The sequence below is a fragment of the uncultured Sutterella sp. genome, assembly GCF_937923675.1.
GTDB lineage: Bacteria > Pseudomonadota > Gammaproteobacteria > Burkholderiales > Burkholderiaceae_F > Sutterella.
The window spans coordinates 1-10,112 of sequence record NZ_CALDXB010000035.1 but is presented as its reverse complement, the minus strand read 5'-3'; the positions used below and the strand labels follow the sequence as shown (position 1 = coordinate 10,112).

Sequence of the window (10,112 nt, the reverse complement as noted above, 5' to 3'; positions counted from 1 at the left end):
CCGAACTCGGCATGCCCGAATCCATGTGGGTCATGCGCGTGAAGCACTTCGGTCCCCTCATCTGCTCGATCGATACGCACGGCAACAACCTCTTTGAAAAGAATAAGGCCGTCTTCAACGAACGCAAGGGCCCGATCGTCGAACGCATCAGCGCGCTCGTCGACTACCAGAAATAATCGTTTTCCGCAGTCTGGATACTTTCCTTTTAAGCCGGCAGCTTTTCTTTGAAAGCGCCGGCTTTTTTCCACTGGCGATCGGATCGCCGGCGTTTCATCATCCTCTCTCAAACCGCTCCTTGGCGACCTCTCTCATCACGTCGATGAGCGCGCGGGCCGCTTTTGAGAGATACCGGTCGCTGCGGTAGGCCGCAATCACCGTCCGGGGCGGGACGTCAGGAGAAATGCGGAAGCACCGCAAGGCATCCGTTTCGCGCGACCGCCGGGCAAGCGTTTCCGTCGTGAGCGTGATGCCCAACCCGGCGCTGGCGAGGGCGAGCGCCGCAATCATGGATTCGCTCTCGAGCACCACTCTCGGCGCCGCATTCGTGCGTTCGCAGAGTTCGTGAAAGAGCCGGTTCATCTTCTGGCCCTTCTTGATCACGATGAAGGGCTCGCGGTCCATCTCAAAAAAGTCGAGCGCCGGGTATTCATCCTTCCCCGCGAGCGGGTGCTTCCGGGCAATGGGATGATTCGGACTCATGGCAAGAAGGAGCGTCTCCTTGTAGAGCTCCGTCATTTCGAGCCCTGCCGGGTGGTAGAGGGGCGCAATGACGAGGGAAAAGTCCGTCGCCCCTGAGAGCGCGAATTCCTCGAGCTCCTTCGTGCGCCCTTCCGTCACGGAAATTTCAATGTTGGGGAATCGCTTTCTGAAAACCGGAAGCACTTCCGTGAGGAAAAAGGTTTCCCGATAGTCCGACGCGCCGATGCAGACGTGCCCCCGCACGCCCTCATGGATGTCCGCCATCTGCTTGGCGCAGGTCTCCCGGAGCTGCTCGATCTGCCTTTCAGTTTTAAGGAAGAGTTCTCCCGCCGGCGTGAGACGCAGAGGCTTCGCTGCGCGGTCGATCAACGTGGTGCCGGCTTCCGTCTCAAGCCGGAGCAGAAACTGCGAGAGCGAGGGCTGCGAAATATCGAGCGTCTGGGCGGCCTTCGAAAAGCTCCCTTCCGTGAGAAGTGCAGTGAGATAGCGGCAGGTGTTTGCAGACATGAGATGGGGATTTTTTGAAATAGGCAGAAAAGAAGCTCAAATGTCGGGAAAAGGAGTAGAGCTCAGGTGCTCACTGCTTTTTCGCCGCCCTGCGCTTGGCCTGACGTTCCTTGCGCGCCTGCCTGCGCTGCGATGCCGTCGATACCGCATCGACCTTCTTTTGCTTCTGCGCCGTCTCTTTTCTCTCCTTCTCCGTCTTTTCAGCCTGCACAGGAAGGGAAATTGCAATAAGCGAGAGTGCCGCGAGAAGAATTTTGCGTCGGGAATGCATCAGGGATCCGGAAGGCTTGAATCGGGGAAAAATGACGGGCGCCAATACGGCAGAAGCTCCCGCCGGGATAAGCCCGACAGGAGCTTCTCTATTTTCGCATATCCGCTAGTCTCCGCTTCCCGACAGGGAAAGCGCGCCGACCGGCGGATGCCTCAAGACTCATCAGAGGAAGATGATGCGCATGAGGATCATGCCGATGAAGGCCATGAGGACGGAGTTGAGCATCAGCACGGGCCAGTACTTCTTCGGCACGTCGGCAACGCCGAGGAGACGCCCCATGTACTGAATCTGCGAAGCCATCAGAATGAAGGCCGGCGCAAGAATCGTGATGTCATGCGGCTGGAGCGTGCCGTGGGAAGCGAGGCTCGCGGCAACGCCGACGCCGGCGCCGCAGGAAAGCCACGTGGCGAGAAGCACCGTGATCGCTTCGCCCGGGAGTCCGAAGAGACCCATGAGGCCCCCGCAGGTTTCGCCGAGGAAATCCATCACGCCGAAGAGGCGCAGGATCTGCGTGAGGACGAAAGCCATCAGCACATTCGGCAGCAGGCTGTAAAGAACGATGTTCAGGCCCTTGCGGACACCAACAATGAAGATGTCGAAAGGATTCTGAGAAGCCGGCTTGCTTGCGGCTTCATTCTTCTCATTAGCGGTCATTTTCGAAATCCTTGCGGTAAATCGTCGAGAGAACGGTGCGGATAAGAGCGCCGCCAACAAACTTCAGCACGAGAATGATGACCATCGGTCCCCACACAGGGCAGAGGAAGAGCGAGAAGAGCGCCGAAACCGTGGTGTAGTAGTTGCTGATGCAGCCCGCGCCCGCATACTGCCAGGCGCAGATCGTCACGAGGTTCTTCTTCGTGATGCGCTTTTCGTCATAGAGCGCGCGGGTGAGCGCAGCGCCGCCGTCCGTACTCTGAAGGTCGGTAATGAGGGCGAGGCCCGTGTAGCCCGGAACGCCGAGGAGAGGCTTCAGGAGCGGCGTCATCAGAACCTGAGCCGCGCGCAGAGCGCCGTAGTGCGAGAGCACTTCGATGAGGCCCATCGCGAGCATCACGCCCGGGAAGAGCGAAAGCGCAAAGAGGAAGCCGCCGCGGGCGCTGTCGCCGCCCGTGCCGACGAAGTTGCCCTTGGCGCCGACAATCGTGCCGTATTTGCCGATGAGCGTAGTGAAGTCGAAGGCGCCGAGCCACTTGTAGGCTTCAGGCATCTTGTAGAAAACGCCCGAGAAGATGACGACGGCGAGCAAGAGCGCGATGTAGGCGCCGATGCCGACCTTTTCATGCTTCGGCGCTGCCGCCGGAGAAGCTTGAGGATCAGTCATGGTTGTCCCTGAGGAAGATTGGAAGGTTCGCGCACGTCCGTCCGATATGTGTTGATCGGTCGCAGCACGCGGCTTGATGCCTCATCTTCCTCAGAGAGAGCGCCCCTGCTGATCTGTAGCAGCAGATTATCCCGGGCTGATCCGTGCTTGAACATGCACGAAATAGCCAGGTTTTGCGGCGATCCGCTCACTTCCCTTCCGGAAGATAAGAAGTCGCCGCAATTGTATGGAGATGTTTCCATCTCCATGGAGGCACTTTGGTTTATATGGATTGATATAAATCAAAACTCACAGCTTTCGTGACTAATTGTCACTACGCGTCAAGCCTAGGCCCGTCAAGCTTTTCCGCCGCCGAAGAGGCCTGAGAGTTTGGCGAAAAAGCCCTTCGCTTCATAGGGCTCGCACTGGAAGGATGTAACGCCGTAGCCCGTGGGCGCAATGGCTTCGCGAAGAAGACGCTCGTCGACCGGGCGCTCGGTAATGATTTCCGCGATCTTCTTCTTGTGGGAAGCCGAAACCTTCTTCACTTCCATCGCCTTGCGGATCGTATTGCAGATGTGCTCCTCGCACATGCCGCAGGCCATGCCGTCAATGCCAACTGTTGTCTTGAACATTTCTGAACCTCATCATCCCGGAGGTCTTCATATGCCTCCATCTTGATAATGATTTTCATTTTAGTGCATCAGCCCGGAGGCGGCGAATCTGCAGGCAGCTCCCGGCTTCTTCCAGTCAGGAAAAAGGCGCGCCCGCCTCAATGAGCAGTGCGCGCCTTTTGGTTAATCAGAGATCAATCAACCGACCAGAATGTTCATCACCCAGAGGGAGACGATCGCCGTGATGATCGGCATCGCCATGATGAGCGGGATGCGGGAACCCTTGATGCCGATGACGCCGAGGCAGCGGCCCATGTACTGGACCTGCGAGCCCATGAGGTAGATCGAGGGCGCGAGGACAGCGATGTTGTGACCCGTGATGGTGCCGTGATCGAAGAGCGCCACCGCGACGCCGACGCCGCCGCCCATCGACATCCAGCCGCCGAGGAGCACGGTTGCGGCTTCGCCCGGAAGCCCGAAGATGCCCATGATCGGGTCGAGCGCCGTGCCGATCAGCTTCAGAAGCCCCGAGTGATCAAGAATCTTGATGATGACGAACGCCATCAGCACGTTCGGGATGGTGGAGGTAACGGCAATCTGCCAGCCCTGAACGGCGCCCTTGACGAAGATGTCGGTCACCATAGGCTTTGCATTTTCATGTGCGGACATAATTGAGACTCCTAATAATATTATTTTGAATTAAGCCTTACGGGACCTGCGGATAAGAATGAGGCGCATCAGGTTGGTGGAAAAAACCTTGCCGAGGAGAATGATACCTAAGCAGAGGCCGAGACTCACGGGGACGGCGGGTTCGCCGTTGGCGGCGAGGAGCGTGAAGAGCACGGCGCCCGAAGAGAAGAAGTTCGTGATGCTCGCGTCGGCCGTCATCTGGAAGGTCGCAAAGAGCGTCGTTTCGTTTTCGTCGATTTCGCCCGCGTCTTTGAGCTGTCGCGTGAGGGCGGCTCCGCCGTCGGTCGACTGCAGGGACGCGATCATGGCGAGCGCCGTGGAGCCCGGGAGACCGAGAAGCGGACGAAGAACGGGCGTGAGCATCTGGCGCGCTGCGCGCAGAGCGCCGTAGTGCTCGAAGATCGTGATCATCGCCATCGCAAACATGATGGTCGGAACGAGCGAGAGCGCAAACATGAAGCCGTCAATCGCGCCCGAACCGCCCTTGCCGCGGAAGTTGGTCATGGCGGCGGCGATTTCGCCGTTCTTTTCGGCTACGCCGCTCACCACCTTGCCGAAGGCGCCGTTCAGCGTTGTGAAGTCGAAAATGCCCCACCAGTTCGCGGAAGCGGCGACCCCGGAAAAAAAGATGACGGCGAAAAGAAGGGATATGTAGCCGGAGATCCCGGGAGCCTCTGCCTGAGGCTGCTGAGCTGGTGCTTGGCTGGACATAAATGAAACTCCTTTGGAGGTGCGGTGGTTTGAGCCGTTCGGAGGAGAATTGACTTTCCGCGGGTTTCGGGCGTTTGACGCCTCTTTGATGCGGATTCTCCTCAGTGCTGCCGGGCTTTCAGGGATTTATTGAACGTTTAAATGCTTCCCCGATCTTCAGGAACTCTGTTTGAGCGCTTAAAGAGCACCCCGTCAGAAAGGACGCCGGGACGATCGACGTCTCTATTCCCATTTGCCGGCCTTCTCTCCGACCGGTCTTTCGACGAAAGTCCTCTTCCTCCGGAGAGATTGGATTCAGCAAGAGTCCCCTAATCGTTGAAAATCAGGACTTTTGCTGAATATCAAGGATTGTAGACAATGCCCCCAAATAAGGCTCTGAGGAGTTTCCTTAGCCCGCAGCATTGAGCCTATTCAAAGGATGCTTCCGACGGCTTCAGGCGCTTCTTCAGGCACTCAACGACTTCCAGGTCGGCGGGAAGCCACTGGACGGCGTCAAGCTCGCTCGGGAGCAGCCATTTCGCCGCCTCATGTTCAAGAAGCTCTACCTGCTCGTCGGCGGCAATGGAGCTCCAAAAGCAGTGCATGGTGAGATGGAAGGCCGGATAGTCGCACTCCACCGTCAGCAAGAGTTCTTCGGGGACGATGTCGACATTGAGCTCCTCCTTGATCTCGCGAACGATGCAGTCTTCTGGCGTTTCGCCGGGCTCCATTTTTCCGCCGGGGAATTCCCAGCCGTCCTTGAAGTCGCCGTAGCCGCGCTGCGTCGCCAGTATGCGGCCTTCATGGTGAAGAATGGCCGCGCACACTTCAATTCGCTTCACTTTGCTTTTTCTCCTGTGAGGTATTCATAAATATCCGAACGAACGGGATGGCGCAGCGTCCAGAGGGCTTCGAAAGCTTTCTGGGCTCCATGGGCGCCTGGCAGCGGTACGGCCTTGAGAGGCGCCGCAAGATCCATTTGGCCGAGGTAGTAGAAAGCCTTGGCTTCCTGGTCGTCCTTGTTCCTGCGCACAAAGAGATGAATGGCCGTAGCGCTGTAGTCTGCCTTCGCCGTTTTGGCCTTCCGCATGCGCAGGGCGTCCGGCGACTCGAGGCTGCGTTTCGTCTTCGAAAGGGTCAGGATTGTTGAGACGGATTTGAACTCGTCGTGGTACTGAATGGCATCGCTTTCCTTTTCGTAATTGACGAAGATGGGGAGCGTGTCTGAAGCCTTGTCGTAGCAGTACCCGCCGATATTCTGGGCCGGCATGTTCTGCCCCCAGTCAAGGAGCCGGCAGACATCTTCATAGGTATAGGCGGCGTTGAGCCTCAGGAAGGTTCCGGGGAGCCGGTCTGCCGCCAAACGCTTGGCGCGCGCAAGGATGAAGTCGAGAAGCTCTTCGAGCATGGCCTTAAACTCTGCTCCGTCCTGAAGATCCTTCAAGAAGGATTCCGCGACCTGCCAGCCGCCCTCCTTCGTCAAGGAAAGGACTTCAGCGCCGGCCCACTGATCTTTGATGCCCTGCGTGCGCTCGAATTCATTGGCGAGCACGAGCCCTACCGACTTCAGATGCCGCTCGTCGGCCTCGAACCCGTATTCCGATTGGAGCCTTTGCTCCAGGCGCGCTTCCAAGTTTTCCTTCCCGTCCAGAATATCCTTGAGAACGAGCGCCTCGGAGGGCCTCAGGGCGTTCCCGAGCTTCCTCGAAACCCAGGCAATCCGTTTGGTCTGAGCGTCCGTGAGACGCACCGCATACTCAGGCTCATACTTCACCAAGAATTCGTAGTACGAACCAAAGTTCGCGTTCGTGAAGAATTTCGTGGGCTCGATGCTCCCGAAGCGTTCGAAGTCCTGAAGCTCGGGTATGCGTCCGAGCTGGAACTTGAGTTGCCGATAGGCATTTCTCAAAAGCTCCGTGCTGTTCGTTTTCGCCTTGTCGATCGAAGCAAAGATGCGCTCCTTTGAAATCTCATCGAAATGCACGGTGGAAGCGCCGGGAAGCCTTTTCGATTCGACCGCAATGAAGCGACGCATGTTGTCCTTCACGTAGGAGCGGTCGCCCGAGAGCGCCGTCGCGATCAAGTAGTTCTTTTCGTATGCACCGATGAAGTCGAGAATCGTGACGAATTCCTTTCCGTCGAACTTTCTCAGCCCGCGTCCGAGCTGCTGAATGAAGATGATCGCGCTCTCGGTCGGGCGCATCAGAATGACTTGATTGATTTCCGGGATGTCGACGCCTTCATTGAAGATGTCCACCGTCACGATAAATTCGAGGTGCCGCTCGCCCTCGCCCGAAACGAGGCGAGCAACAGCATTTTCTCTTGCCGCCTGGCTGTCGTCGCCCGTGAGCGCAATTGCCGGACGATGGTGTTCATTCAAGAATCCCGCGAGCGCCTCTGCCTCGCGCTTCGTGGAAACAAAGACGAGCGCTCGGCGCTTATTTCCGCTATAGCCGTAGCGGTCGCACTCTTCGAGCATGTGCGCGAAGCGCTCGGGATCTTCGAGCCTTCTGAAATCGTCGATTTTGCGCCTGCCGCTTTCCGCTTCGTTCGACACCCAGAGGTCGGCGATGCCGAAGTAATGGAATGGCGTCAGGAAATCGTTTTCGAGCGCTTGCTGCAGACGGATTTCATAAGCGATGTTGTGGTTGAAAAGCGCGTAGATGTTGAATCCGTCATTGCGCTCCGGCGTCCCCGTCATGCCGAGCCAGAATTGAGGGGCAAAATGCGCCATGATCTTCTGGTAGCTCTCCGCTCCCGCACGGTGCGCTTCGTCGATGATGATCATGTCGAAGGCGTCTTTCGGGAAGCTCTTCAGCACAGCGTCCCTCGAGATCGTCTGCATGGTCGCAAAAACGAAGTCGCAGTCCGACGCTTTATGCGTTCCCGAGAGGAGCCCGAAAGTGCGGCTCTTTTCGCCTAAAACGCGCTTGAAGCTCTTCATCGCCTGCTTGGCGATCTGCTCGCGGTGAACGACGAAAAGAAGGCGCTTGGGGGCAAGCTTCTTCGCGGCGAAGGCAGACGCATACGTTTTCCCCGTGCCCGTTGCGGAAATGAGGAGCGCGCGGTCCTGATGATGCTGCGTCTTCAAGTCCCAGAGGCTCTTCACGAAAGCGGCCTGCATGGCATTGGGAGTGACCTTTGCCTTTTCTTCTTCGCGGATGAGCAGACGCCTCGCATCGGCTTGAGCCTTGGCGACGGCCTTGTATTCGTACGCGTAGGCATCGATCACATTGGCGAGCGGCTTCGCCTCCGGGCGATTCCAGAGATAGTCGAATTCCTTCTGAATGACCTCGGCGATTTCTCCCGTCTGGCGCGAGAGAAGATTGAGATTCCATTCGCGCGTCGTCGTGAGCGCCGCCTGCGTCAGATTCGACGAGCCCACAATGATCCGGCAGAGCTCCTTCGAGCTGAAGATGTAGCCCTTGGTGTGAAAGCCATTCGCGGAATCCTCTTCCGTGCGGTACATGCGCACGTCCAAATTCTTGAAGGTGAGGAGCTTTCTCAGGGCTTCAGGCTTCGTGAAGCGCAGATAGTCCGTCGTCAAGAGCCGCCCTCGGACGCCACGGGCTTCCAATGCCGTGAGCGCCGGAATCAAGGGCACGATGCCGCCCATCGTGATGAAGGCAACGCTGATCGAGAAGGAGTCGCACCATTCGAGCGCCTCTTCGATTTCGTTCAGTACTTTGACGCCGCGGTCTCTGTCATTGAAGATGAGCGCGGTGCGGCTTTCAAGCGGCGATTCGCTGCGGCTGTCGATGAATGACGTGACCAAGCTCTCGCGAATCATTGCGTCGCTTGACCCCTGGTCGATGATGGAAACAGGCATGCGCCTCCCCATAAGAATTTTTCCCTTCCGCGCAGCTTAGCAGCCGCGAGGGGGCGGCGAGAGATGAAAACGCAGGAAGCGATTCTTCAGGCTCCGAGTCTCTTCGTTTCCATTCTCTGAAGAGCGATGAGGCGCGGCCCTCAAGGCTGAGTCCTTTCGGCCGCCATCATTGATGCCGCTCAAGCCCATGTCCGCCCTCCTTTGGTTCGGCACGAACAGCAGCGACGCCATTGGTGCCAGGATTACAGCCACGTCGATCACAGTCAGAAGATGAGAAAGGATTTTCGATCATGAACCTCGACAGGTATTCGCCGCGTGCGTTTCTGCCTCCCTCAACCAGAATGGGCGAAATGAGTGCCGCCATGAAGACAGAGCAGATCCTGAGGCAGTGGAAGGATGCGGGCTATGTCGTCCCTTTGATCGATGAGGATGGTCCTCGCTTCGCGCTTTGGGATCTCGCAGACGGCATTGCGGATTTCCTCCGCCGGGAAGACAGCGCCTTATTCGCCATCGGCAATGAAATTGAGGCGACGGTGCAGGCACAGATCATCGTGGGCGTTTTGGCAAAGCTCTGCCGGGAAGGCGTCATGCAGGATTTCAAAAAGGCACTGGATGAACAGAATGGCGGCGAATGCCGACGACTCATAGCGTTTGCGTACCGCAATAAGTCGACGGCGTTTTCCGACATGAAGCCGTCGGACATCCTCTCTCCATCGGCAGGATTCAAGGCGGATATCCCATATCGCTGTCGTACTCGAAGCCCTTTGGGAAGCATTGAGCACGCTCTACGAGAAACACTTGCAGTACTTGAAGAGATTGAGACCCTCCGGCTGACGAAAGGCGGGGAAGTCGTTATGGAAAATGCTGCCGAACTCGCTGCGCGCATTCAAAGCGGCGAAGACATGAAGGCTGCGATCTTTGCTGAAGAAGAAGACTGGCCCGAACGGCTCGACAAACCCGAGGACCTGAAGAAGTTCCTCAATTCTTTGCGAGTGACCCACTACCGCGCGCATCAGGAGCCGCTGATGTACCCGCAGTTTTCGGAAGAACTCGACCGTGCGAGAGCCGTTGGCTGCTCGCTCCTTCAGCAATCGCTTTCTAATTCCCTGGTGCGTGGGTCGGATGAAGAAGCTCAAGATGCAAAGCGCGTCGGCTGCCGGCTTCTGGAGGTGCTTCACCATGAGTATTCGGCCGCTGAAAGACCCACAGGATTAAAGGGCGTTCGGGAAATTGAGGATTTGAGTCCCAGACTGCTCCTCGAAGATGCTCCGACAAGGCAGACCCGTTCCTTTGAAGCGTGCTTTGCCCGCCGCCTGATGGAATATGCGGAGGCTGGCTGGCAAGTCCCTCACTGCCTTCTTGACGAAGCATCCCGCGCGCCGCTGGTTCACGCCTTCAAGGCAAGCGGGCTTTTCAATCCGGAATGGATCAGCGCTTCCTATGCGGCAGATTCCGCTCTTCCTGAACTTCCCAGCCTGACTGCACTCAAAATGGGAATTTCCTGAATTTCTC

10 protein-coding genes and 1 pseudogene are annotated in these 10,112 nt (G+C 57.5%); 2 read left to right on the top strand and 9 right to left on the bottom strand.

What is annotated here, in order from left to right:
* Positions 1-176 (top strand): annotated as a pseudogene (locus Q0106_RS04755) (L(+)-tartrate dehydratase subunit beta); the annotation flags it as partial.
* Positions 177-273: 97 nt separating this feature from the next.
* Here Q0106_RS04755 and Q0106_RS04750 read toward each other — a convergent pair.
* The 9 genes from Q0106_RS04750 to Q0106_RS04710 form a co-directional block, all read right to left on the bottom strand.
* Positions 274-1,206, bottom strand: coding sequence for a LysR family transcriptional regulator (locus tag Q0106_RS04750; protein WP_297609578.1), 933 nt, complete (start codon positions 1,204-1,206; stop codon positions 274-276).
* A 70-nt stretch (positions 1,207-1,276) separates the two neighbouring features.
* Positions 1,277-1,417, bottom strand: coding sequence for a hypothetical protein (locus tag Q0106_RS04745; RefSeq protein ID WP_297609575.1), 141 nt, complete (start codon positions 1,415-1,417; stop codon positions 1,277-1,279).
* Between the two features lie 222 nt (positions 1,418-1,639).
* Positions 1,640-2,131 (bottom strand): YjiG family protein, encoded by a 492-nt coding sequence (locus Q0106_RS04740; protein WP_297609573.1) that lies wholly within the window; start codon positions 2,129-2,131, stop codon positions 1,640-1,642.
* Positions 2,121-2,798 carry a nucleoside recognition domain-containing protein gene (locus Q0106_RS04735; RefSeq protein ID WP_297609570.1) on the bottom strand — a complete coding sequence of 226 codons (678 nt, stop codon included), beginning with the start codon at positions 2,796-2,798 and terminating at the stop codon, positions 2,121-2,123. The genes Q0106_RS04740 and Q0106_RS04735 overlap by 11 nt, the downstream gene beginning before the upstream one ends.
* A 335-nt stretch (positions 2,799-3,133) precedes the next feature.
* Complete coding sequence (locus tag Q0106_RS04730) at positions 3,134-3,412, bottom strand: heavy-metal-associated domain-containing protein (protein WP_297609567.1); 279 nt, start codon at positions 3,410-3,412, stop codon at positions 3,134-3,136.
* 177 nt (positions 3,413-3,589) lie between these two features.
* The gene (locus Q0106_RS04725) at positions 3,590-4,060 is read right to left on the bottom strand and encodes a YjiG family protein (protein ID WP_297609564.1); all 471 of its coding nucleotides are present in this window, start codon (positions 4,058-4,060) and stop codon (positions 3,590-3,592) included.
* A gap of 30 nt (positions 4,061-4,090) precedes the next feature.
* Positions 4,091-4,792: a nucleoside recognition domain-containing protein gene (locus tag Q0106_RS04720; protein ID WP_297609561.1), complete on the bottom strand. Its 702-nt coding sequence runs from the start codon at positions 4,790-4,792 to the stop codon at positions 4,091-4,093.
* Between the two features lie 407 nt (positions 4,793-5,199).
* Positions 5,200-5,613 (bottom strand): (deoxy)nucleoside triphosphate pyrophosphohydrolase, encoded by a 414-nt coding sequence (locus tag Q0106_RS04715; RefSeq protein WP_297609557.1) that lies wholly within the window; start codon positions 5,611-5,613, stop codon positions 5,200-5,202.
* A complete protein-coding gene (locus tag Q0106_RS04710) occupies positions 5,610-8,600 on the bottom strand; it encodes a DEAD/DEAH box helicase (protein WP_297609554.1) in 2,991 nt (996 codons plus the stop codon). Before Q0106_RS04710 ends, Q0106_RS04715 begins: the two co-directional genes overlap by 4 nt.
* A gap of 290 nt (positions 8,601-8,890) precedes the next feature.
* On the opposite strand from Q0106_RS04710, the gene Q0106_RS04705 reads away from it, so the two are divergent.
* Complete coding sequence (locus Q0106_RS04705) at positions 8,891-10,105, top strand: hypothetical protein (protein ID WP_297609551.1); 1,215 nt, start codon at positions 8,891-8,893, stop codon at positions 10,103-10,105.
* Positions 10,106-10,112 lie beyond the last annotated feature (7 nt).

Bases quoted from the DNA above. Each gene is read 5' to 3' on its own strand.
- Q0106_RS04750 (WP_297609578.1), bottom strand. From the start codon at position 1,206: ATGTCTGCAAACACCTGCCGCTATCTCACTGCACTTCTCACGGAAGGG.
- Q0106_RS04740 (WP_297609573.1), bottom strand. From the start codon at position 2,131: ATGACCGCTAATGAGAAGAATGAAGCCGCAAGCAAGCCGGCTTCTCAG.
- Q0106_RS04735 (WP_297609570.1), bottom strand. From the start codon at position 2,798: ATGACTGATCCTCAAGCTTCTCCGGCGGCAGCGCCGAAGCATGAAAAG.
- Q0106_RS04730 (WP_297609567.1), bottom strand. From the start codon at position 3,412: ATGTTCAAGACAACAGTTGGCATTGACGGCATGGCCTGCGGCATGTGC.
- Q0106_RS04725 (WP_297609564.1), bottom strand. From the start codon at position 4,060: ATGTCCGCACATGAAAATGCAAAGCCTATGGTGACCGACATCTTCGTC.
- Q0106_RS04720 (WP_297609561.1), bottom strand. From the start codon at position 4,792: ATGTCCAGCCAAGCACCAGCTCAGCAGCCTCAGGCAGAGGCTCCCGGG.
- Q0106_RS04710 (WP_297609554.1), bottom strand. From the start codon at position 8,600: ATGCCTGTTTCCATCATCGACCAGGGGTCAAGCGACGCAATGATTCGC.
- Q0106_RS04705 (WP_297609551.1), top strand. From the start codon at position 8,891: ATGAACCTCGACAGGTATTCGCCGCGTGCGTTTCTGCCTCCCTCAACC.